24 protein-coding genes are annotated in these 23,226 nt (G+C 41.1%); 18 read left to right on the top strand and 6 right to left on the bottom strand.

Annotated features, from left to right (window positions below):
• The first annotated feature begins 2 nt into the window (after positions 1-2).
• From KIP84_RS16000 to KIP84_RS15930, 15 genes are read left to right on the top strand one after another with little or no spacing between them, the layout of a single operon-like run.
• Positions 3-1,661, top strand: coding sequence for an AMP-binding protein (locus KIP84_RS16000; protein ID WP_213688899.1), 1,659 nt, complete (start codon positions 3-5; stop codon positions 1,659-1,661).
• A gap of 2 nt (positions 1,662-1,663) precedes the next feature.
• Positions 1,664-2,404: a glycosyltransferase family 2 protein gene (locus KIP84_RS15995; protein ID WP_213688898.1), complete on the top strand. Its 741-nt coding sequence runs from the start codon at positions 1,664-1,666 to the stop codon at positions 2,402-2,404.
• 2 nt (positions 2,405-2,406) lie between these two features.
• On the top strand, positions 2,407-3,333 hold the full coding sequence (locus KIP84_RS15990) for an acyltransferase (RefSeq protein ID WP_213688897.1): 927 nt from the start codon (positions 2,407-2,409) through the stop codon (positions 3,331-3,333).
• A 1-nt stretch (position 3,334) separates the two neighbouring features.
• Positions 3,335-4,870: an aromatic amino acid ammonia-lyase gene (locus tag KIP84_RS15985; protein ID WP_213688896.1), complete on the top strand. Its 1,536-nt coding sequence runs from the start codon at positions 3,335-3,337 to the stop codon at positions 4,868-4,870.
• 9 nt (positions 4,871-4,879) lie between these two features.
• Positions 4,880-5,308: an acyl-CoA thioesterase gene (locus tag KIP84_RS15980; protein ID WP_000542808.1), complete on the top strand. Its 429-nt coding sequence runs from the start codon at positions 4,880-4,882 to the stop codon at positions 5,306-5,308.
• Entirely contained in the window at positions 5,308-5,937 is a 630-nt protein-coding gene (locus tag KIP84_RS15975; protein ID WP_213688895.1) for an outer membrane lipoprotein carrier protein LolA, read from the top strand. The genes KIP84_RS15980 and KIP84_RS15975 overlap by 1 nt, the downstream gene beginning before the upstream one ends.
• Positions 5,912-8,227 (top strand): hypothetical protein, encoded by a 2,316-nt coding sequence (locus tag KIP84_RS15970; protein ID WP_249222115.1) that lies wholly within the window; start codon positions 5,912-5,914, stop codon positions 8,225-8,227. Before KIP84_RS15975 ends, KIP84_RS15970 begins: the two co-directional genes overlap by 26 nt.
• Before the next feature lie 29 nt (positions 8,228-8,256).
• Positions 8,257-9,552 (top strand): NAD(P)/FAD-dependent oxidoreductase, encoded by a 1,296-nt coding sequence (locus tag KIP84_RS15965; RefSeq protein ID WP_213688894.1) that lies wholly within the window; start codon positions 8,257-8,259, stop codon positions 9,550-9,552.
• A 2-nt stretch (positions 9,553-9,554) separates the two neighbouring features.
• Positions 9,555-10,100, top strand: a complete 546-nt coding sequence (locus KIP84_RS15960; RefSeq protein WP_016142227.1) for a DUF3261 domain-containing protein — start codon at positions 9,555-9,557, stop codon at positions 10,098-10,100.
• Positions 10,097-11,299 (top strand): beta-ketoacyl-[acyl-carrier-protein] synthase family protein, encoded by a 1,203-nt coding sequence (locus KIP84_RS15955; RefSeq protein WP_213688893.1) that lies wholly within the window; start codon positions 10,097-10,099, stop codon positions 11,297-11,299. Before KIP84_RS15960 ends, KIP84_RS15955 begins: the two co-directional genes overlap by 4 nt.
• A complete protein-coding gene (locus KIP84_RS15950) occupies positions 11,299-11,724 on the top strand; it encodes a 3-hydroxylacyl-ACP dehydratase (RefSeq protein WP_213688892.1) in 426 nt (141 codons plus the stop codon). Before KIP84_RS15955 ends, KIP84_RS15950 begins: the two co-directional genes overlap by 1 nt.
• A gap of 23 nt (positions 11,725-11,747) precedes the next feature.
• Positions 11,748-12,473, top strand: a complete 726-nt coding sequence (locus KIP84_RS15945) for a 3-ketoacyl-ACP reductase FabG2 (RefSeq protein ID WP_064785507.1) — start codon at positions 11,748-11,750, stop codon at positions 12,471-12,473.
• Positions 12,473-13,699: a beta-ketoacyl-ACP synthase gene (locus KIP84_RS15940; protein WP_213688891.1), complete on the top strand. Its 1,227-nt coding sequence runs from the start codon at positions 12,473-12,475 to the stop codon at positions 13,697-13,699. Before KIP84_RS15945 ends, KIP84_RS15940 begins: the two co-directional genes overlap by 1 nt.
• An 11-nt stretch (positions 13,700-13,710) precedes the next feature.
• Positions 13,711-14,145, top strand: coding sequence for a hypothetical protein (locus KIP84_RS15935; RefSeq protein WP_016144319.1), 435 nt, complete (start codon positions 13,711-13,713; stop codon positions 14,143-14,145).
• A gap of 23 nt (positions 14,146-14,168) precedes the next feature.
• Positions 14,169-14,825, top strand: coding sequence for a 4'-phosphopantetheinyl transferase superfamily protein (locus KIP84_RS15930; protein WP_213688890.1), 657 nt, complete (start codon positions 14,169-14,171; stop codon positions 14,823-14,825).
• Positions 14,826-14,895: 70 nt separating this feature from the next.
• On the opposite strand, the gene secB is transcribed toward KIP84_RS15930, so the two are convergent.
• From secB to rsgA, 4 genes are all read right to left on the bottom strand, one after another.
• Positions 14,896-15,354, bottom strand: coding sequence for a protein-export chaperone SecB (gene secB / locus KIP84_RS15925; RefSeq protein WP_002115005.1), 459 nt, complete (start codon positions 15,352-15,354; stop codon positions 14,896-14,898).
• 27 nt (positions 15,355-15,381) lie between these two features.
• On the bottom strand, positions 15,382-15,639 hold the full coding sequence (grxC, locus tag KIP84_RS15920; RefSeq protein WP_002114715.1) for a glutaredoxin 3: 258 nt from the start codon (positions 15,637-15,639) through the stop codon (positions 15,382-15,384).
• An 11-nt stretch (positions 15,640-15,650) separates the two neighbouring features.
• The gene (locus KIP84_RS15915) at positions 15,651-16,067 is read right to left on the bottom strand and encodes a rhodanese-like domain-containing protein (RefSeq protein WP_000443006.1); all 417 of its coding nucleotides are present in this window, start codon (positions 16,065-16,067) and stop codon (positions 15,651-15,653) included.
• A gap of 98 nt (positions 16,068-16,165) precedes the next feature.
• A complete protein-coding gene (gene rsgA, locus KIP84_RS15910) occupies positions 16,166-17,227 on the bottom strand; it encodes a ribosome small subunit-dependent GTPase A (protein WP_005066188.1) in 1,062 nt (353 codons plus the stop codon).
• A 125-nt stretch (positions 17,228-17,352) separates the two neighbouring features.
• Here rsgA and orn point away from each other — a divergent pair, with 125 nt between their 5' ends.
• From orn to KIP84_RS15895, 3 genes are all read left to right on the top strand, one after another.
• On the top strand, positions 17,353-17,919 hold the full coding sequence (orn, locus tag KIP84_RS15905) for an oligoribonuclease (RefSeq protein WP_000099436.1): 567 nt from the start codon (positions 17,353-17,355) through the stop codon (positions 17,917-17,919).
• 153 nt (positions 17,920-18,072) lie between these two features.
• A complete protein-coding gene (locus tag KIP84_RS15900; RefSeq protein ID WP_004794670.1) occupies positions 18,073-18,804 on the top strand; it encodes a Bax inhibitor-1/YccA family protein in 732 nt (243 codons plus the stop codon).
• 137 nt (positions 18,805-18,941) lie between these two features.
• Positions 18,942-19,745, top strand: a complete 804-nt coding sequence (locus tag KIP84_RS15895; RefSeq protein WP_031944198.1) for an enoyl-ACP reductase — start codon at positions 18,942-18,944, stop codon at positions 19,743-19,745.
• Between the two features lie 68 nt (positions 19,746-19,813).
• Here the strand turns inward: KIP84_RS15895 and KIP84_RS15890 are convergent, their stop codons facing one another.
• Entirely contained in the window at positions 19,814-21,208 is a 1,395-nt protein-coding gene (locus KIP84_RS15890; protein WP_080631010.1) for an efflux transporter outer membrane subunit, read from the bottom strand.
• A gap of 22 nt (positions 21,209-21,230) precedes the next feature.
• The gene (locus KIP84_RS15885) at positions 21,231-23,225 is read right to left on the bottom strand and encodes a MacB family efflux pump subunit (protein ID WP_017385757.1); all 1,995 of its coding nucleotides are present in this window, start codon (positions 23,223-23,225) and stop codon (positions 21,231-21,233) included.
• Position 23,226: the final 1 nt, after the last annotated feature.

Below are 23,226 nucleotides of genomic sequence, written 5' to 3'. Positions count from 1 at the left end.
CTATGTATTGCCATTTTCAGAAATTCATCGATTCAGCTCAGCCACTTTGTATAGACGGTACTCTAAACTCGACCAGTTTTAATCAATTTTGGCAGGATGTGGCGTTACAAGCTGCTGCAATTGCTCAAATGGAAAATCTAACTTGGGCTTTATGGGAAGCAGATAGCTATGAGTTTCTGGTTTTATTCTTTGCTGCTTTGTTAGCGAAAAAACAAATACTTTTGCCACCCAATCGAGTACGTGAACTAGAACAAGATTTTGCAGCACAGCAGATTTACTTTTTAAAGCGTCAAGAAATTGGAGAGGTTGTTCCTTTATCTTTAATGTTAGACGATGCTTTTTTAGAGCAGGCTCAACTCTATTTTTATACGTCGGGTTCAACTGGAGAACCTAAAAAAATTCCAAGAACACTTAGACAATTACTTAACGAAGTCCAAGGGTTGAGTCAGAGTTTTAGCTTTGATGAACATGCAACTGCGATTGCAACAGTTAGTCATCAACATATTTATGGATTACTGTTTAAATTATTACTACCACTTGCTACAGGTCGAAGTTTTTATAATCCTCAAATGGCATTCCCTGAAGATGTGGTACAAGCCCAAAAACAATTAGAAACAATGGGGTTAAGCAATTATTTGATCTCAAGTCCTGCTTTATTAAAACGCTGGACAACCGATGTTGTTTTACAACACTGCCAGATGGTCTTTAGTTCCGGGGGCAAACTAGAAAGTGGTGTTCGCCCTTTGCTAAATCGTCCGATTATTGAAGTTTTGGGAAGTTCGGAAACTGGTGGTATTGCCCATCGCGCTAAAGATGAAGATGCTTGGACTTCATTTAGTAATGTGGCTATTCGTATTGAAGACCAACAGCTTATGGTTAAGAGTAATCACGCCTTTGAGAATGATTGGATTAGCACAGGTGATGGTGCGGCATGGACAGATGCAACATGTCAGATCTTTAAGCTGCTGGGGCGTACAGATCGAATTGTAAAACTTGAAGAAAAGCGTTTAAGTCTAGATGCGATCGAGCAAAGCATCCAAGCTTTAGATGCAGTAAAGCAATGTCATGTATTGGTATTTGAACATGAGCAACGCCAAATGTTGGGTTGTATTGTCGTTCTAACAGAACAAGCTCGTGAACAGTTACAGCAACAGGGTAAGTCAGCTTTTGTCAGCCATTTAAAACAGCAATTGAAAGACAGCTTGGAAACGATCGCGATTCCACGTCAGTGGCGGTTCTTAAGTCAATTACCACAAAATACTCAGTCCAAACTCAATAAAAACTATTTGAAAACTCTATTTAAGCCTATGTTGCAACCCGTGGTGCTGTCACAGTCTCAAAATTCAGATGACTACATTTGGGAGTTGGAATTTCCACCTGAGTTGGCTTGTTTTAAAGGGCATTTCCCAACACAACCCATTTATCCTGGGGTTGGGCAAATAGGCTTTTTACAACAATTTGCTAAATCAATTTGGTCTGATTTGAGCTGGTGTCAGGGATATGAACAGTTAAAATTTCAAAACCTGATTCGTCCGTATGCTGTGGTACAACTTAAGCTTGCTCGAAAAGAGCATAAAGTGAGTTTTGAACTACGTGATTCAGAACAGATTCTGGCTTCAGGGCGATTATTATTTGCTTTGCAAACGGAAGTAGAGGGTTAAAAATGCAGACCAATTACGGCTTTGTTGTACCGGTTTATAACCATCCACATTATTTAGCAGATTTAATTTCTTATCTGGACAGTTTTCATCTACCGATAGTGTTGGTCAATGATGGAAGTGATGATGCTTGTAGCCAAGTTTTAAAAGCATTGGCAGAGCAATATTCTCAAATTCACTTAATTGAACATGAGGTGAATAAGGGTAAGGGACAAGCCGTAATGACTGGTTTACGTGCAGCCTATGAGCTTGGTTTAAGCCATGCATTACAACTCGATTCGGATGGTCAACACTGCTGGGATGACATTCGAAAATTTATCGAGCAGTCTCAGCAACATCCAGATGCAATGGTGATTGGTCAGCCATACTTTGATGCCTCTATTCCTAAAAAGCGCTTATATGGCCGTTACATTACTCATTTTTGGGTGTGGTTAAATAGCTTATCTTTTGAAATTAAAGATAGCATGTGCGGGTTTCGCGTATATCCGCTCGAGAGCACGATAAAGGTGTTGAATAGTGCTAAATTTCAGCCACGTATGGGCTTTGATAGTGAAATTTTAGTACGTTTAAAATGGGAAAATACCCCTTTTATTAATGTACCAACGCCTGTGGTTTATCCAGAGCAGGGTATTTCTCATTTTCATGCTTGGCGAGATAACTTAGGGCTAAGTAAAGCGCATGCAACTTTGTTTATGGGGATGCTGATTCGCTTACCGAAGCTATTAAAACAAAAGCTACAAGGTTGATTATGACAGATTCAGCTTCACCAAAATGGAACGACATTAAAGAGCGAGGAGGGATGCTGCCCCTCATGCTGATGTTGTGGTTTTACCGTTTTGGTGGACGTTGGTTATGCAAGTTTGTGATGTACTTCGTCATCATGTGGTACTGGTTATTTGCTGTCACAGCAAGACAGGCTTCCTTGCTTTATTTACAAAAACTGCATCATTTTGCTGGATCGAAGTCTCCCTTTAGCCACCAACCAAATTGGACAAACAGCTACGCGCATTTCATGCAATTTGGTGAATGTATTTTAGATAAGATTGAGGGCTGGCTAGGTAATATTCCTGAGCAGGAGCTGCAAGTTTTTGGACATGAAAACTTCTCTGAGCATTATCAAAAAGGCGCTCTAATTGTTGTTTCTCACTTTGGTAATATTGAATTGCTTCGAGCCATTAAGTCAGAGCATCCACAGAAAATTAATGTGCTGGTTTATCAAAAGCACGCGACAAAATTTAATGAGTTTTTGAAAAAAATAAATGATAAGGCAGATGTTTGTCTTTTATCAGTTGATGAGCTGGGTATTGAAACTGCCATGCTGTTGCAAGACAAAATGCAGCAAGGTGAATGGGTCATTGTGGCGGCAGATCGAGTGCCTGTGCAGTCAGATCGTGTACAGCATGTTGATTTTTTGGGGGAGTCAGCAGCTTTCCCACAAGGGGCTTGGATTTTAGCAAATTTACTCAAAGTGCCTGTTATTGCAGTGTTTTGCTATCGAGTGCAACAACAGTTTCATGTGCATATTCATTCAATTGCTGAACAGATCAATTTACCCCGTGCTCACCGTATTGAAAGTATGCAAACCATCACTAAAACGTATGTTGCCGTACTAGAACAGCATTGTCTGCGTGCCCCTTATCAATGGTTTAATTTTTATAATTTTTGGACGAAATAACATGCGTGTGTTAACCGTAGGTGAACAGCCACTGAGTATTGAAGATGTCGTTTTTGTAGCCAGAGGCGAATGTCAGGTTGCTTTACCAGAAACGTCTGAGTGGCGTGAACTGATTCAAAAAGGTGCTGATTTTCTCGATCAACTCCTTGAAGAAGAGGGGGTTATCTACGGTGTGACCACGGGTTATGGCGACTCATGTTTGGTTGAAGTGCCATTACATCAGGTCAATGAACTGCCTCTACATCTTTCACGCTTTCATGGTTGTGGTTTAGGTGAAAATTTAGATGTCATCACTGCACGTGCAGTAGTTGTGACGCGTTTATGTTCGTTAGCTCGCGGTTATTCTGGTGTGTCGATAGCACTACTTGAGCGTTTGGTTTGGTTGCTGAACGAAAATATAATTCCAGTCATTCCCTCTGAAGGTTCGGTAGGGGCAAGTGGGGATTTAACGCCTTTGTCTTACATTGCGGGAACTTTAGTCGGTGAGCGTGATGTCTATATCGATGGACAAATTGTTCCAGTTGCTCAGGTGTATGCTGAAAAAAATATGCTGCCTTTAACGCTTAGACCTAAAGAAGGTTTGGCACTCATGAACGGCACAGCGGTGATGACAGCAATTGCTTGTCTAAACTATAAAAAAGCAGAGCAGATAGCACTTGCTAGTACTTTAATTACTGCTCTAAATGTTTTGGCCTTGGAAGGTAATCCTAGTCATTTTGACGAAGTATTGTTTGCACAGAAACCTCATCCGGGACAGCAACAGATTGCCAAGCAATTACGTGACTGGCTGAACAGTGAAGTACAAACAGCACATCAAAGCCCACGTTTGCAAGACCGTTATTCGCTTCGTTGTGCACCGCATATTATTGGTGTGTTTGAAGACTCAAAAGTATGGTTACGTCAGTTCATTGAAAATGAGCTGAATTCAAGTAACGACAATCCACTGATTGATCCAGTCGGAATGCGTGTGTTGCATGGCGGTCATTTTTACGGTGGGCACATTGCACAAGCAATGGATAGCTTGAAAATTATGATCGCTAATATTGCTGACTTGATGGACAGACAGATTGCACAGCTAGTCGACCATAAAATGAATCATGGTTTACCGCGTAATTTAACAGGTGCAACGGCTGAACGTTTGCCACTGAATCATGGTTTTAAAGCCGTACAAATTGGGGTGTCGGCGTGGACAGCTGAAGCCTTGAAAAACACTTTGGCAGCTTCAATTTTTTCACGTTCAACCGAATGTCATAACCAAGACAAAGTCAGTATGGGAACCATTGCTGCACGTGATGCGAGTCGAGTGATTACCTTAACACAGCAAGTCATTGCAGCGCTGTGCTGTGCAAGTGTGCAGGCAATTCATCTGAAAGGCCTCACCACACAGTTAAGTCCAACATTGCAGGCATTTATGCAATGGACCTTACAAAGCTTTGCATTTGTCGAAGAAGACCGACCATTACAAACCGAATTACAACAGATTGTTGATCGTTTAGACCAACTTGAATTGTTTAATCAACCAGAATTTATGGGATAAGGTGAGCCAATGCATGCAGATGTAATCATTGAAATTCCATTTCATGATGTCGATACCATGAATGTGGTTTGGCATGGACACTATTTAAAATATTTTGAGATTGCGCGCTGTAAATTGCTCGATCAATTTCATTACAATTATATGCAGATGAAAGAATCAGGCTATGCATGGCCTGTGATTGAAAGCCATGTTCGCTACGCATACGGTATTGAGTTTGAACAAAAGATTCGGGTTCGGGCCATTTTAAAAGAATGGGAAAATCGTTTGAAAATCGATTACTTGATTTTTGATGCTGAGTCAGGGAAACGTTTAACTAAAGGTTATACCACACAGGTTGCGGTGAATATTGAAGCGCGTGAAATGTGTTTTCAGTCGCCTCAAGTTTTGTTTGATCGTTTAAATGCATGGTCTGAGTTTCAACCGAAGAGGAATGCGTGATGTCTAAATTCATCAAGACTTTAGGTTTAGGTACTGCAATCTGGATGGGCAGTTTAAGTGCGGTCTATGCAGCACCGGCACAGATCACTCAAATTTTCCAGCAATTGTCACAGTCTCCTACGGTTCGTGCTGATTTCGAACAGCAAAAAAAATTGCCATCGTTGAATAAAACTTTTGTATCGAACGGCTCTTTGTTGTTCTCAAAATCTTATGGTGTAGCGTGGCAAATCAAACGACCTGTGCAAGCAGATTTGATCGTTACCCCAACCAAATTGGTACAGAAAACTCAGCGTACATTTAGCCAAATACAAGTTGATCAATCGCCATATAGTTCGGTCGCGACTTTATTCTTACAGCTCATGTCTGGTAATGAACAGGCTTTGGCAAAGAATTTTAATGTAGTAAGTGCGAATTATAGTCCAGCGGGTTGGAGCATGAGCTTAACTCCGAAAAGTAGCTTGTTTAAAAAGTTATTTGTGCGTGTTGATGCTCAAGGACAACAGTATGTTAATCAAATCGTGATTACCGAGAAAGCGAATAATTTAACGACCATTCGCTTTAGTCATCAGACTTCTCAACCGACGAATCTAACGGCTGCTGAGCATGCGATTTTCCAACTGGCAAAATAAGTTCACCGCGCTTTGGTTAATTGCTCTGCTACTGATCGCGGTGGGGCTTGGCGTGACGTGGCTGAATAAAGATATTCATATTCAAACTAATATTTTTGCGTTATTGCCTAAAGTTCAGCAAGACCCAGAACTTGCACGTACTCAGCAGTACATGAATGAGCAACTCAACAATAAAGTATTTGTGGTGGTAGATGCCAAAGATGAAGCTGCGATACAACAAGCGACTCATTTCTTAACAGCGCAGGCCAAGCAAAGCCAGTTGTGGCAACCACTGAAGCCACAACTTGATTTTGATCAATTTGCAAAACAGTTGTATCAACATCGCGCAGGATTGTTGAGTGCTCAAGATCAAGCCTTATTGCAAAAAAAGGACTATGCTGCGCTGACTGAACAAAGTCTGATGCAGATGATGAGTCCAGGCATGCCTGTCACTGCTGAATCACTTAAGCAAGACCCGCTATTATTGTTCCCTCGTTATGCCATGCAGTTGACAACCCCGTCGCAACAAGATATTGAAATGGAGCAGGGCTTTGCCACAATTCATCATGAACAAGGTATTTCTCGGCTTTTCGTATTACAGTTGACGCAAAGTCCATACAATATTGATTATCAAGAAAAGACCTCTACTTGGATTGAGCAAACTAAGCAAAAGCTAGCTGCAATGGGATTAAAATCTCATTGGACTGGAACTATTTTATTTTCAAATTTTGGGACGCAATCGGCTAAACAGGAAATCTCAACCATTGGCATTGGCTCGACATTAGGCTTAATTTTTCTGGTTTGGTTCGGCTTTCGATCATTGCGACCTTTAGCGACCGAGTTTATTGCAGTTTCGACTGGAAGCTTTGTGGCGTTTGCGGTCACACATTGGGTGTTTGGTGAAATTCACCTCATGACATTGGTATTCGGTGCGAGTCTGATTGGTGTCTGTGTTGATTTTTCATTTTATTTTATGGCGATGCAATCGCAGCACAGAAAGCTTGGTGGTTTTCAAATTTTAAAACCGCTATTACCAAGTTTGTTTATGGGTTTAATGACCACATTAGTTGCATACATATTTTTGAGTTTTACCCCATTTCCAGGATTTAAGCAGATTGCGGTCTTTTCAATTGTAGGATTAACTGCGGCGTGGATCAGTAGTGTACTGCTATTACCAAGATTACCTGCGCTCAATGCTCAGCCTGCTATACAAGCACTATCGTGGATTGGGCAAGCACGCTTATGGTTTCAACAGCGTGCCAAAGTTCGTTATGGCTTGATTGCAGTCATTTTAGCAGTAGGTACAGTTAGTCTTTTCTATCTTAAAAGTAATGATGATATTCGTAACTTACAAGGTATGGACGCGAGGTTAAAGCAGCAAGACCAAGTGGTTCGTGAGCAATTTGGCCAGCAGCAAAGTAGTGATTATTTTGTGGTGCGTGCAGCATCTGCAAATGAAATGCAGCAACAAGAGCAACAACTGATTGGGCAATTACAACAGTTGCAAACAAACGGAAAAATCAGTGCATTTCAAGCTTTAGGACAATGGATTCCACCATTAGCAGAGCAGCAAAGTAATCTACAATTATTAAGAAATATTCCAAAAGCGACTTTGCAGCAATATGCACAAAGTATGGGGCTAAATGTTAATGATATTTTACAGTGGCAACAGCAACTGGCGACACAACCTTTATTAGATTTTTCAGTATTTAAAGATCACCCTTTAGCTTTTTTACAACCTCAAGCCAATGAGCGATTAGTCATGGTGACAGGGGTGAAGCAACCTGACGTATTAAAGCAACTACAGAATGAGCACATACATTTTCAGCAACCGATTACTGCAATGTCGCAAATGTTTGCTGAACATAGAGTTCAGGCTCAACATCTTCTGATTTATGCCTTAATTGGTCTGGCAGTTGGTTTGGCGCTTATTTATGGATTAAGTTCGATTGTGCCTTTGGTCCTGCCAGTTAGCTTGGCTTTACTAAGCACTTTTGCTGTTCAGGCATGGTTAGGTGTCGAAATTAACCTGTTTAGTATTATGGCGACTTTTCTGATTATCGGGATTGGCGTCGACTATGCAATTTTCTACCGACATGGGCATGATCATCCGCAAGTAGTTGGAATGGCATTATTTTTATGTATGATGTCGACCTTACTCGGCTTTGGATTACTTTCATTTAGCTATACTTACGCAATTCATTGTTTTGGTTTAACGGTTTTATTCGGGGTTATTTTCTCGTTTATCTATGCGACTTTGTTAACGCCCGCAGATGAAAAACATATCGTGAATTTACAAGACCATTCATAATTTGAATAAATTAAAAAGGAAGTTGTGCTATGCGCACTATAGAAAAAATTGACGTCGTGATTATTGGGGCTGGGCCATCAGGTAGTTCTGCTGCTGCACTTCTTCGACAAAAGGGCTACACCGTTACGGTCATTGAAAAACAGCATTTCCCTCGTTTTTCGATTGGTGAGTCATTGCTACCACAATCTATGGCATTTTTAGAAGAGGCTGGCTTATTAGAAACAGTTCGTGAGCATGTTGAGCGATATGCTTTTCAATTTAAAAATGGTGCGGCTTTTTTACGTGGCAAACAGCGTAGTTTTTATGACTTTACAGAAAAATTTACCGATGGTCCGGGAACAACTTGGCAAGTTCGCCGTGCAGATTTTGACAATTTATTAGCAAAACAAGCTCAAGCTTATGGTGCGGATATTCGCTTTGGGCATGAGGTTTTAGATGTTGATGTTGCATCTGAACAGCCTGTATTAACTGTATTAGATGAAGAACAACAGCGTTATCAGATTCAAACTAAATTCTTATTAGATGCGAGTGGCTTTGGGCGAATTTTACCAAAATTATTAGATCTAGAGAGCCCATCAAATTTTCCGGTACGACGTGCGTTGTTTACCCATATTGAAGACGGAATTACAGATGACCCAGAGTTTGACCGTAATAAAATTTTAATTACGGTGCATGAAAAAGATCATCGCGCATGGTATTGGCTGATTCCATTTGCAGATGGACGAGCTTCTTTTGGTGTTGTTGCAGAGCAAGATTTTTTTGACAAATACACGGTCGAAAATGCTTCGGATAATGAACCTGAGGCAATGTTTAAGCGTATTTTGAATGATGAGCCAAGCTTGTCACATGTCTTGCGCCGTGCAAACTTTGATACACCAGTGCGCACCTTGGTTGGTTATTCAGCGAATGTAAAACACTTGGCAGACCGTAACTATGCGCTATTAGGTAATGCGGGTGAGTTTCTTGATCCAGTCTTTTCATCAGGTGTAACGATTGCTCTTAAATCTTCCAGTTTGGCGGTTCCTTTGGTTGAACGAGTTTTAGAAGGTGAGCAAGTCGACTGGTTAGAAGAATATGAAAAGCCATTACGTCGCGGTATTCAGGTATTTCGTGCCTATGTTGAGTCGTGGTACGAAGGCGAGTTCCAAGATGTGGTGTTCTCGCAAAATCAGAATGAAGGTATTCGCCGTATGATCTCATCCCTATTGGCTGGTTATGCGTGGGATGAACAAAACCCGATTCATAAAAATGCCAAACGTAGACTCACTACTTTGGCAGAATATTGTCGTGAAGGTTTGGCGCAAGAACAGGTACTTGAGGGATAACCATGCAACGCAAATGGGCAACGATATTACTCAGTAGCTTTATATTTTTAAATGGTTGTCAGGTTATGCCACATGCTAAAGGGCTGCAAAGTCCACTGTGGCAAGCTCAGACTTATCAAAGGCAAGATCAGGTTGAGGTTCAGTGGAAGCAGCAAAGTTTTAGCTTCTTGCTATATCAACAGCAAAAGGGTGCTGTACTAGATATGGTTGCTTTGAGCCTGACAGGTCAACAATTATTTAAGTTACAGTTTGATGGGCATCGGGTTCATGTTGAACAACGCATTGATCAAATGCGTTTATTGCCTTTTGAGTTTGTGGTACGTGATCTTTTGTTTGCGACATATCCTCAGTTTTCACATTTAGGGCAGCAAGCTGTAGAGATGAAACAACAAGCAGACAAGCAAGTTGTTTATATTGAAAAGCAACCTGTGTTGCAGCTTAAACAAGGGCAAGGAAGTATTGAATTGATTAATGAACAAGTCCCTTATACCATGACGCTGAGTTCGATTGAGAACACCTTGCAGACAGAAGAAAGTCCTACGCCATGAAACATTTACCTTCAGCAAATGCAACTCCAATGGCAGTAGGCATACAATTTAGTGTTGGTTTATCTGCATTAGGCTGCGAACTTAATCAAATTAAACAGGCATTACAAGAGCCGCAGCAAACCTTAACTTTGCGAGATGATTTAATCGCTGATCGTGATGTTTGGGTGGGGCAATATACGCACCCATTATGTTCGAGCGTACCTGATACCTTGCAGTCTGTAGATTCACGTAATCTACGTTTTGCCTTAACCGCATTATCTAAAATCGAAACAGAGTTAAAAGCTTATACAGCATCCTTTGAAAATAAACGTTTAGCCATTGTGGTAGGCACCTCTACTTCTGGTATTGCAGATAATGAATTATTACTTAAGCAATATTTTCAAGGGCAAACAGATCTATCGATATCACACTATCCTCAAGAAATGAGCTGTTTAGCGAAAGCATTACAGCAGTACTTAGGATGGGAAGGGCCTGCATATACGATTTCAACAGCTTGTTCTTCAAGCGCTAAAGCATTAGCCGCAGGGCAGAGATTACTTCACGCAGACTTAGCAGATGTTGTGCTGGTTGGTGGCGTCGATACCTTGTGTAAATTGACTCTAAATGGATTTAATAGTCTAGAAAGTTTATCTGCACATATTTGCCAACCCTGCGGCATAAGCCGTGATGGTATTAATATTGGTGAAGCCGCTGCGTTTTTTGTACTAAGTAAAGAACAAGCACCTGTCATGTTAATGGGGGCGGGTGAGTCCATGGATGCATGGCACATTTCAGCCCCGCACCCTGAAGGTAATGGTGCCGCTTTAGCTATGCAACGTGCATTAGATATGGCACATATTTCCGCTCAAGAGGTGGGTTATATCAACTTGCATGGGACAGCAACTCCACAAAATGACGCAATGGAAATTAAGGCTGTAAGACAAGTTTTTGGTGATTACCAAGTTGCTTTAAGTAGTACAAAACATAAAACTGGACATTGTCTCGGTGCAGCGGGTGCCATAGAAGCTTTCATTTGTGAACAGGTTCTAACGGATCAAAGCTGGTTGCCTTTACATCAAAATGTTGAGATTGATCCAGATTTGGTTGACCAAAACTATGTGCAAGAAGCTGAACTAAAACAATCCATTCGCTATGTCATGAGTAATTCTTTCGCTTTTGGGGGAAGTAATATTAGTCTTGTTTTTGGAGTGAAGCCCTAATGAAACTGGATGCAATTCAATATATTCCTCATGAGCAACCGATGGTATTTATTGACCATTTAACGGATGTTGCTGAAGGGCGGGCACAAGCAGAACTCACGATTACACCAGAGCTCATGTTTTGTGAAGCGGAAGGATTGCCGACATGGGCAAGCATTGAAATTATGGCACAAACAATTAGTGCTTATTCAGGCTGGCAAGGTAAGCAGTCAAAACAAGCACCAAAAGTCGGTTTTTTATTGGGAACACGTAAATTAAATTTACCCATCCCTTATTTCTCTTTAGGTTCACGATTGATCATCCAAATAGAGCAACAATATTTTCATGAAGGACTTGGGCAATTTTCCTGTGAAATTCAATATGCTGAGCACTGCATTCAGGCAACGTTAAGTGTATTTGAACCTACAGAAACACCATTTGAATAACCACAAAGAATTAGGAATACATTGTGACAAGACGAATTTTAGTAACGGGTTCAAGTCGAGGAATTGGAAAAGCGATTGCATTACAACTTGCCAAGACTGGTTTTGATGTAACTGTACATGCACGTTCTCGTCAGGCAGAGGCTGAGCAAGTCGTACAAGAGATTCAAGCCTTAGGGCAAAATAGCCATTATTTAATGTTTGATGTAAATGAGCGTCAGACAGTTCAACAAATTCTAGAACAAGACGTAGAGCAGCATGGCGCTTTTTATGGGGTCGTATTAAATGCAGGTCTTACTCATGATGGTGCTTTTCCTGCGTTAACAGATCAAGATTGGGATGAAGTGATTTCAACTTCCTTAGATGGTTTCTATAACGTTTTAAAACCACTCATCATGCCAATGATTCACTTACGTAAAGGTGGCCGTATTGTCACTTTATCTTCTGTATCTGGAATTATGGGTAATCGTGGTCAGGTCAATTACAGCGCTGCAAAAGCAGGTCTGATTGGTGCGACCAAAGCCTTAGCACTCGAACTGGCGAAGCGAAAAATTACTGTGAACTGTGTAGCCCCTGGACTGATTGAAACCGAAATGGTGACAGACGAAGTCAAAGAACATGCGCTTAAAATGATTCCGTTGCAACGCATGGGACAGGTTGATGAAGTGGCGAGCGTAGTGAAATTCTTGTGTTCAGATGAAGCCTCGTATGTAACTCGACAGGTGATCTCTGTGAATGGAGGACTCATCTGATGAAACGTGTAGTTGTGACAGGAATGGCAGGAATTACCTCTTTAGGTGAAACTGCCGATGACATCTTTGCGCGTTTTGAAGCTGGCAAAAGCGGTATTCGTTACATGCCGGAGTGGGAGCAATATGTTGACCTTCGGACCAAACTTGCTGGGCCTGTTGAAACATTTCATGTTCCAAAACATTTTAACCGTAAGGTTACCCGTGGGATGGGACGTGTAGCGCTCATGTCTGTGGTTTGTGCCGAAACTGCTTTACAAAATGCTGGGTTGCTTGGGCATGAAATTTTGTCTAGTGGCGAAGCGGGTGTTGCCTTTGGTTCATCTGCGGGTAGCGTAGATGCAGTGGGTGAGTTTGCAAGCATGTTGCTTCACCAGAGCATGAGTAAGATTAATGCCACCACTTATATTCGCATGATGGCCCACACCAGTGCAGTGAACATGACCGTATATTTTGGCCTAAAAGGATTAACTTTACCTACCTCAAGTGCATGTACCTCTGGTTCTATGGCGATTGGGCAAGCTTATGAAGCAATCAAATATGGCAAACAACAAGTCATGATTGCGGGTGGTGCAGAGGAACTCAGTGCGGCAGGTGCGGCAGTTTTTGATGTATTGTTCGCAACCAGTGGCATGAATGATCAACCTGAAAAAACACCACGTCCTTTTGATGCTAAACGAGATGGATTAGTGATTGGTGAAGGGGCAGGCTGTTTAATTCTCGAAGAATATGAACATGCCAAAGCCCGAGGTGCTCATATTTATGCAGAAGTGATTGGCTATGGTAGCAATACCGATGGTCAACATGTAACTCGTCCTGAGTCAGAAATGATGGGACGCTGTATGGAGTTAGCGCTTAAAGATGCATCTGTAGAGGCTAAAGACATTGCCTATGTAAACGCGCATGGTACTTCAACTGATCAGGGCGATGTGGCAGAGAGCCAAGCCACTGCAAAAGTTTTAGGCTATAAACCAATCAGCTCTTTAAAGAGTTATTTTGGACATACGCTGGGGGCGTGTGGGGCTATTGAAGCTTGGTTAAGCATCGAAATGATGAATCGTGGCCGTTTTATTCCAACTTTAAATCTGGATGAAATCGACCCGCTATGTGGTGAACTAGATTATATCGTTCAGCAGCCGAGAAATTTGGATGCTGACATTATTATGAGCAATAACTTTGCTTTTGGCGGAATTAATACTTCACTTATTTTTAAACGTGTTAAACAATAAGGAACACAACAATGTTAAATAAAAAACTTTTATTTGTAGCAATGCTAAGTGCGGGTTTTACTGCCACTGTTCAGGCTGGAGATGAAGTACATCAGTTAAATTTTAAAGAAGCAGTAGACCGTGCAGTTGCCGATGGGACTTTGGATGGTTCGGTAAAGTTTTATTTAAAGGGGACAAAATCTGGTGGTAAAGTTATTCAAAAAGATGCGGTGACGAATAAAAAGACCAATGGTTTTGGTAAGTCGGCAGCAACGTCTTGTGACTGGGTTTTGCGTTCAGCATTGATCCAAATGCAAAACAATGCTAAAGCACAAGGGGCAAACGCTGTGACCAATATTGTGAGCTATTTTAAAGCCAATGAAACAACGAGTACGACAACTTACGATTGCTATAAAGGTACTATGATGGCGGGTGTTGCTTTAAAAGGCGATGTCGTTAAATTCTAATCATTTAAAGTAAGGTTGAGATAATGTCTAAGCGGAAAATTGAAGTCTATACACAGGCATTATTTCAGCTTCTTTTAAAGTCTAAACAAGATTTTCCAGACTTTCGTTCATTTAATCATTATAAAAAACAACAAATACAGAGTGTCAGAAATAGACTGATTGCAGAGAAACTACAACTCACTTCAACGGAATTGGAGTTTGCCAAGCATGAACATGGTAAACCTTATTTATTGAATCACACTTTGCATTTTAATCACTCACATAGCCAACAATACTACGCTTTAGCCATGAGCGAACATGTTAAAGATATTGGCGTAGATGTTGAGGAACTGGATCGAAATGTACGCTTAGACGCTTTAGCAAAACATGCATTTCATCCAGATGAATATGAAACATGGCTAAGCTTAGAACAAAATAGAGAATATTGGTTCAAAGTCTGGACCACTAAAGAAGCCGTTTTAAAAGCTTCAGGACTAGGCATACGCCTAGATTTAAATACATTAAATACTCAGGCACATCCTACCGATCATGGTGGGGTCTGTTCTCACCCACTTAATGGGACATTTGCTTATCAGAATTTTATTGTTGGCAATATGATATTAACCGTTGCATGGCGTTCAGAGTTATCTTGCCGTGGTTTTCAGTTTCCGTCTATTCAGCTTCGCTCACTTGATCGTTAATAATATAAATAGCACACATAAAAAAACCGCGTAATACGCGGTTTTTTTATTAAAAGGAGAAGCTAAAAAATTAAGCTTGACCTTCAACTGCAGCAGCTTGAGCACGTTGCATATTCGCTTCGAACTCTGCATCAAAGTTGATTGGAGTAAGAAGTAACTGTGGGAAGCTACCTTTAGTTACTAAATCATTTACAGCTTCACGTAAGAACGGGAACAAAATATTTGGGCAATATGCACCTAAAATATAAGGTAAACGCTCTTCTTCAATGTTGTCGATCAAGAAAATACCTGATTGAGTTACATCTACAATGAATGCTGTTTCGTTGTCGTTATCGGCTTGTACCACAACTTTTAAAGAAACTTCAAAGTGAGTTGGGTCAATCTTTTCTGCAGCAGAAGAAAGATTGATATTAAGTTCAGGTTGCCATTGTTTAGTAAAAACCTGCGCCCCAGGAACCTCAAAAGAAATATCTTTTGTATAAATACGCTCTAAAGCTAATTGTGGTTGAACTTGTTGTTCTTCGCTCATTGTTTTTTCCTTAATATGGATGCGATGTTAAGCCAATAATTCGTCGAGTTTACCTTCACGCTCTAAAGCATAAAGTTGGTCAAAACCACCGATAAACTGATCGTTAATGAAAATTTGTGGGACAGTACGATGATTTGTGCGTTGCATTAATTCAACACGTACTTCTGGTGCTTCAACAGAAAGATTTACTTCTTTATAAGCAACACCTTTACGCTCAAGTAACTGTTTAGCACGAACACAATACGGGCATACAGAAGTTGAGTAAACAATGACATTTGCAGCCATGATAATTCTCCTTAAGCTTTTGGTTTGCTTTTAACAAGAGGTAAGCCTTGTGCTTTCCAGTTACTAATACCACCATCAAGACGATAGCTATCGTGGTGAGCAACTTTTTGCAAAGCACTTCCAGCAACTTGCCCCAAGTTGCAAATAAATACCAGTGGACGGTCACTTGCTTTTAATTCGTCAGCATGACTTGCGATTTGGCTATACGGAATATTGCGACTGCCACTAATGTGACCTTCGCGGAAATCTTTGCTATCGCGTAAGTCAATCAAAAGAGCATTTTTCGCTTTCACTAAAATACCAAGCGACTGTGGAGAAATTTTACGACCATTACGTTGACCTTCAAAAATGAAGAACAACACGATCAAGACTCCGAGCGTACCAAACAAAATGGGGTGATTCCCCATAAACTCTAACCAGCGTTCCACAAGTCACCTAAAAAAATTAAAAAACAAAATTGACCTAGAGTATAGCGTATATAGATGGTGATCAAAATCACCACTTCAAGGGCAAATAGGGCAGAAAATCAGTTTTTTTGCTGCGCTTCTTGAATCTCATCGATTAAACGCAAAAAGCTATCTAAACGTCGTGGCAAAATTTCACCCGCTTCAACGGCCTGTTTAAGCCCACAATTCTTTTCATGAGTATGTGTGCAATTACGGAATTGGCAAGATCCTAGATGTGCGGCAATGTCAGGAAAGCCCATACGAATTTTTTCTAAATCGAGATGCCAAAGCCCAAACTCACGAATTCCCGGAGAATCAATTAAGGCACCATTTTTACCGAAGTTGATTAAGCGCGTAGAGGTTGTCGTGTGTTGTCCAAGTGCAGAGTTTTCAGAAATAACATTAGTTTTTTGCTCTGCATCTGGAATGAGCACATTAATTAAAGAGCTTTTCCCTACGCCTGACTGGCCTACAAATGCTACGGTTTCACCATCTAAACGCTCAGATAAAGCAGAGATATCTCCCTTCTTAGACTGACAAATCATCACCTCATAACCCAAGGTTTTATATTCTTCTAATAGGGTAAGAATTGGGTCATTTTCAGTGAGTAAATCAGACTTATTGAGGACCAAAAGAGCAGGAATGTTTGCATCTGCACAAGCAACTAAATATCGATCGATTAACGTTGGAGCGGGTTCAGGAAGCGGTGAAAATACAATCACAATCAAACTGATATTCGCGGCCACTGGTTTAACTTTGTGATAGCGGTCAGGGCGGGTAAGTAAAGATGTCCGTGGGTGAATGGCTGTAATAATGCCTAAACCCGTGTTGGGGTCTGCTTGCCATTTAACACGATCACCAGTTACAAGTAACTCAAGGTTAGTTCGGGTATGGCAACGCCAAACACTATTGAGCTCGATCGGCTTCCAGAATGGTTCTGGTTCTCCTTCGGCAACTTGTGGTTTTTCTGGGTGATGTTCAGGCACAGAGAGGGCCTGTACTTCAAGTTGACGGCCATAATGTTGTACAACGAGTCCGTCTAGATCCTGTGAAGTATCGATCTCTTCTTGGCGAGTTTTATGCTGTTTTTCAATACGACGTTGCTGTTGTTCAGTTAAACGACGCTTACGAATTAAAGCCATTCATATCCCAAAAAAACCATTGTTTGAAGACCGCAAAAATAGCATGAAGCAGCTATAGAATTACAGCGCGGAAGCAAGAAATTTGCTACTATTGATGTTTTTACGGCATTTTAGAACGTACATTCATGAGCAGTACTTTAAATACACGATTAATTTGGATTGATCTGGAAATGACCGGATTAGATACCGATAATGACCAAATTATTGAAATCGCAACAATTATTACAGATGATCATTTAAATGTACTTGCCGAAGGTCCTGTTTTGGCTATTCATCAACCTGATCGTATTTTAAATGCAATGGATGAATGGAACACTCGTCAACATGGGCAGTCTGGTCTGATTGAACGAGTTCGTCGCAGTAAATTAACAGCCCGTGATGCTGAGTTACAAACTTTAGAATTCCTAAAAAAATGGGTGAATCCAAAAGTTTCACCAATGTGCGGCAATTCAATCTGTCAGGATCGCCGTTTCTTACACCGCCTTATGCCTGAACTTGAGCAGTATTTCCACTACCGCAATCTTGATGTGTCTACAGTAAAAGAGCTTTCAAAACGCTGGCGCCCTGAAATTATGAGTGGTCTGAAAAAGAATGCATCTCATTTGGCAATGGACGATATTCGTGACTCAATTTCAGAGTTGAAATATTACCGCGAATATTTCTTTATTATGAATACTGATGGTAAAGATTGATTACATTATAGACGTGATATGAAAGGAGGCTTATGCCTCCTTTTTTATTGTATAAAGGACATTGTTACAATAATGCCAATTGCTTAATTTGGCTTTCATATTCATTTTGCTTAAAATGATGTTTTAAATTTTTATTATAAAAAGAGAGCATTTATGCAAAGTAATAACCCGATACTGACTCGCGTTGAAACGGTCAGTGACTATAGTCAACCGATGACTGTGCAAGGTGCGATTCAAAAATCTGTTATGTTGACGGTCATTGCAGCTGCGGTGGGTGTCGCTTTATTTTTCTATGCAGCCTTTACTGCAAATGTTGGTATTGCTTACGCGGCTTCAATTGTGGGTGCAATTGGTGGCTTGGTTTTAGCTTTAATTACAACGTTTAAACCAACGACTGCGCCAACATTGGCAATTCCGTATGCCTTATTTGAAGGGGCTTTTTTAGGTGGTATTTCGTTTACTTTCCAGTTGAAATACCCAGGTGTTCCACTTCAGGCTTTATTAGCAACCTTTGTCACCACTTTGGTGATGTTTGGTTTATATAAATTCCAAATTATCCGCGCAACTGAAAAGTTTAAGTCAGTTGTAATCTCTGCATCTTTGGCAATCTTTATTGTATTTATCGTGCAGATGGTCATGCGTTTAGCTTTTGGTTCAAGCGTTCCTTATATTTTTGAAAGTAACTGGTTAGGTATTGGTTTTGCTGCATTTGTCGCTGTCATTGCTTCACTTAACCTGATTTTAGATTTTGATTTAATCGAAACTAATGCAGCTTATCGTGCACCAAAATTCATGGAATGGTTGTGTGGTATCGCATTACTTGCAACTTTAGTATGGATGTATATTTCTTTCTTACGTTTACTAGGCTTACTGTCTGACGACTAAGATTGAATTCATCTAGAAGTCGCTCCTTATCAGGAGCGATTTTTTTTCGTGCGATTTTTGAAAAAAGATGCATTATGCAATTTCGAAAACCGCCGAATATTGGCATTATGCTTGAAATTGTTTTGAGTGAGATCGGCATGACACAAGGACTTTTAGCAGGTAAGCGCTTTTTGATTGCAGGCGTTGCTAGTAAATTATCAATTGCTTTTGGTATTGCCCAAGCATTACACCGTGAAGGTGCAGAGCTTGCGTTTACTTATCCAAACGAAAAATTAAAAAAACGTGTGGATGAATTTGCTGAGCAATTCGGTTCTAAGCTTGTGTTTCCATGTGATGTTGCTGTTGATGCTGAAATTGATAATGCATTTGCAGAACTTGCAAAACATTGGGATGGTGTAGACGGTGTTGTACACTCAATTGGCTTCGCACCTGCACATACACTTGATGGTGATTTTACTGACGTGACTGACCGTGAAGGTTTTAAAGTTGCTCATGACATCAGTGCATACAGCTTTGTTGCAATGGCACGTGCTGCAAAACCTCTATTACAAGCTCGCCAAGGTTGTTTATTAACTTTGACTTACCAAGGTTCTGAGCGCGTTATGCCTAACTATAACGTTATGGGTATGGCAAAAGCGTCTTTAGAAGCTGGTGTTCGCTATTTAGCATCAAGCTTAGGTGTTGATGGTATTCGCGTAAACGCGATTTCTGCGGGCCCAATCCGTACTTTAGCTGCTTCTGGTATTAAATCTTTCCGTAAAATGTTAGATGCCAATGAAAAAGTTGCGCCATTAAAACGTAACGTAACGATTGAAGAAGTTGGTAACGCCGCATTATTCCTATGCTCACCTTGGGCTTCAGGTATTACTGGTGAAATTCTATATGTAGATGCTGGTTTCAATACTGTAGGTATGAGCCAATCTATGATGGATGATGAATAAGTTTTAAAATTTATTCAGCCATAAAAAAGCCGTAGTTGAAGGACTACGGCTTTTTTAATTGGTACAAGTTATTGCGGCAGTTCTTTTACAGGGGACCCACCTAAAGCTTGCATGAGGGTGACATACGCGTTGTATTGGCTTTGCTTGGTTTCAACGAGGCTTAAGCGAGCAGTACGTGTGGTTTGCTGTGCATCGAGAAGAGTCTTTAATGCAACAGCACCATAGCGATAACGGACTTCGGTTAAACGTTCAGTTTTTTCTGCAAGTTCAACATTACGCTCTTGTAATGCTACTTGTTTGTCGAGTTCGGTACGACTCGATAAAGCATTTTCTACATCAGCAAAAGCCTGATAAAGCGTTTGACGATACTGAATAATTGCTTTTTCATAATCCAGATTGCTAATCGCGATATCTTTCTTCATATCGTTATATTGCAAAAACGGTAAGCTTAAACTTGCACCAAGCGTGAGAGCAGGGTTACGTAATAACTCCGTTAACGATGTGCTGCTTGAGCCTAGACTGCTGGTTAAGCTAATCGAAGGGTAGTAGCTCGCCTTAGTAGCATCTTTAGTTGCTAATGCTTTTCTTAAGCGGAGCTCACTTGCTTGCAAATCAGGTCGGCGCGATAAAATGTCGGCAGGTAAGCCAGCACCAATTGCAGGTAGAGCAGTGCGTGGTAAACGCTTTGGCTCTTGAATATTTAATTGCTGCAATGGTTCATGTAATAACACCGCAATGGCTGTGCGAGTTTCAACCAGTTGTTGTTCAATCTGGCTTAAACTCGCTTTTTGGCTTTGTACTGATTGTTCTGCTTGAGTCAGATCTACACCTGAAACGGCACCAGCTTTATATTGAATCTGTACCAAGTCATAAAGCTTTTGAGAGGTTGCTAGACTTTGCTGGGCAGTTGTGTAGCGCTCATTTAAATAACCGAGTTGCCAATAGAGTTTGGCAGTGGTTGCAATTAAACTTTGCCCCGTGGCTTGTAAGTCTTGTTCAGTCGCTAAAGCTTCCCATTTACTTGCTTCGGTTTGGCGAGCAAGCTTGCCAAACAAATCAAGCTCATAGCTTACGCCAGCGCTCATTGATAGACCTTTAGCACTATCATCTCCCGAATTTAAATCGAAAGAATGCCCTGTAGAAACACTTGAACTGGTTCGTAAGCCTTGTTTGTTAGCGGTTAAGTCAGCTTGTAGACGGGCTTGCTTTAGAGCAATACCTGCAACTGCTAAATCACTATTACGTTCTAATACATTGCTTACAAGTTGGTTGAGCTGTGCATCGTTAAAGAGTGTCCACCAACGGTCAGAATATTGATTGGCAGACATGGTTTTTGTTTTTGCTGTGTCATATTGAAAACTACCCGGAACTTGTACTGCAGGTGTTTCATAAGGTGTTTTTACTACAGCTGCACATCCGACAAGAGAACCTGTGAGAAGAAGTGCTGTGCTGAGTTTAGTCATAGAGAAAGACATGCAATTTTCCTTATTCTCGAGATAGTGCGGCGACAGGGTCAAGTTTCGCGGCATTCTTGGCTGGTAAGAAACCAAAAACGACCCCAATCAGTGTTGAACAGACAAAGGCTGCAATAATTGAGGTGCTTGAATAAGCCACACTAAAGTTACCACCAGCAAATTTATTAATAAGTTGCCCAAGGCCAAGCGATAGTAAGACGCCAAGCACACCACCAATTAAACACACCAAAATTGCTTCAATCAGGAATTGCTGCAAAATATCACTTTGACGCGCACCTACGGCCATACGTACACCAATTTCTTGAGTACGTTCAGTCACCGAAACCAACATAATATTCATTACCCCGATACCACCAACGACCAATGAAATTACGGCAATTGCTGAAACCAGAAGGGTCATTGTGCTAGTTGTTTTCTCAATGGTTTGACGGATACTGTCACTGTTCATAGTGAAAATATCTTGTGCACCATGGCGCTGGGTTAATAGATTTACAATCGCATTTTCAGCTGCAGCAGTTGAATATTTGTCATTAATACGAACCACGATATTGCGTACATGGGTTTGCCCCAGCATACGGCTCATCACGGTTGTATAAGGCATATAGACATTTAAAGTGTCATCTGAGCCCATGCCACTCGTTTGCGGTTCTACAATGCCAATAATACGAGCTGGTACACTACCGAGTAACACTACTTGACCGATAGGGTTGGTACCGTCACTAAAGAACTGTTTTTGAGTATTGGTATCAATGACTACATCCTGTGAGCGATCACGAACACTACGTTGATCAAAAGTTTGTCCATCTTTAAAGACCAAACCTTTCACATCGAAATAATCGTTACTCACACCATTAATGGTCGCGTTAGCTTCATTTTGTTGATAACGCATGGTTTTGGATGTGCTGACGATTGGGCTTACTGCACTGACATACGGTTGAGTCATTAACGCATCGGCATCGGCAGGGACCAAGGTTTTAAAACTTGCAGTTTTAGAGTTGTCACCAAAACCACGGCCCTGAAACACGGTAATTGTATTTGTTCCCAGACTGCTAATATTGCTTAAAATTTGCTGTTGAGAGCCTTTACCTAGCGCGACAACCGTAACAACCGATGCAATACCAATAATGATCCCAAGCATGGTTAAAAAAGTACGCATGCGGTGGGCATTCATAGACAGTAAAGCCATTTGAAAGGCTTCAGATAAACGGTCTAAAGTAGAACGCCATGCAGAAATACTTTTGCCTTTCTTCTGTTTACCTTGCAAAGCAGGCGCCGCATCAGGATCAGTCTTGATTGGTTCGGCTGCTTGATCTGGGACATTAGGACGGTCACTAATAATTTCTCCATCACTAATCTCGATAATACGAGTCGCATTTTTTGCAACTTGCATATCATGGGTGACTAAAATAATAGTGTGACCTGCAGCATTGAGTTCACGCAAAATACGCATCACCTCAACACCACTATGAGAGTCAAGTGCCCCCGTCGGTTCATCTGCCAGAATAACGTCACCGCCATTCATCAGCGCACGGGCAATAGAAACACGTTGCTGCTGACCACCAGAAAGTTGGCTTGGTCTATTGAGTGTTTTTGTGCCCAACCCTAATTCAGTCAGTAGAGCGGTTGCACGTTGTTTACGCTCAGAAGGCGTAACACCAGCATAAACAGCTGGAACTTCTACGTTACCTTCAGCAGATAAGTCGCCCAGTAAGTGATAGCGCTGGAAAATAAAACCAAAATATTCACGGCGTAGTCGAGCCAGCTGATCTGGCTCAAGTTTACCTGTTTCTTGTCCATTAACCTTATAACTACCACTCGTAGGTCGGTCCAAACACCCCAAAATATTCATGAGGGTCGATTTGCCGGAACCCGACTGGCCGACAATGGCAACCAGTTCACCTTCGTAAATGGTCAGGTCAATACCTTTTAAAATTTGTATCGTGCTTTCGCCAGCAGGGAATTCCCGGACTAGATTGCTGACTTCAAGCAAAGCTTGTTTTGTCATG

The organism is Acinetobacter sp. BHS4, from assembly GCF_018454425.1.
Taxonomy (GTDB): domain Bacteria; phylum Pseudomonadota; class Gammaproteobacteria; order Pseudomonadales; family Moraxellaceae; genus Acinetobacter; species Acinetobacter pittii.
This window is presented reverse-complemented; position numbering and strand designations above follow the sequence as displayed.